Raw genomic sequence first — 623 nt, forward strand, 5'->3', positions numbered from 1 at the left:
CGTGATAAGAGATTTAACTTATAGTTGTCAGTGGGTTATATTTTTCATATCCTGAAATAGTCTTTCATAAATGATCAGAGGGTTTTTATGGAATTGCAAGACAATGACCCGAAACTCCGTCGCAAAGCCCGGGGAAGACCGCGGGGGTGGGATGACAAAACCGCGCAGAATACGATCAAATCACTGGATCGGGCGATGGAGGTTTTCGAGTATCTGAGCCAGGCCCAAGGCAAAGCGCTTACTGAACTTTCAGATGAAATGCGCCAGGCACCGGCCACTGTTTATCGTATCCTCGTGACGTTGCAGGGCAGGGGCCTGGTCGAGTTCGACTATGAAGAACAGGTTTGGCACATTGGCCCGCAGGCGTTTGTGATCGGCTCGCGGTTTCTGCGCCGTACCAGTCTGGTGGAACGGGCAAGGCCGATCATGCGCAAGCTGATGGAAACCACGAGCGAGACCGCCAATTTGGGAATTGAGAAAGAAGGTCTGGTGCTGTTCCTGAGCCAGGTTGAAACACATGAAAGCATCCGGGCGTTTTTTCCCCCCGGCACATTGTCACCCATGCACGCGTCGGGCATCGGAAAAGCGTTGTTGGCCCATATGGACGAAGACAGATTGAACCG

1 protein-coding gene is annotated in these 623 nt (G+C 52.2%); it reads left to right on the forward strand.

Annotated elements, in window-relative coordinates; all coding sequences use genetic code 11:
- Positions 1 to 87: 87 nt before the first annotated feature.
- On the forward strand, positions 88 to 623 hold a 536-nt coding region (locus ACR0C6_RS21940), incomplete at its 3' end, for an IclR family transcriptional regulator (protein WP_480621287.1).

This window comes from Ruegeria sp. AL12 (assembly GCF_056540885.1).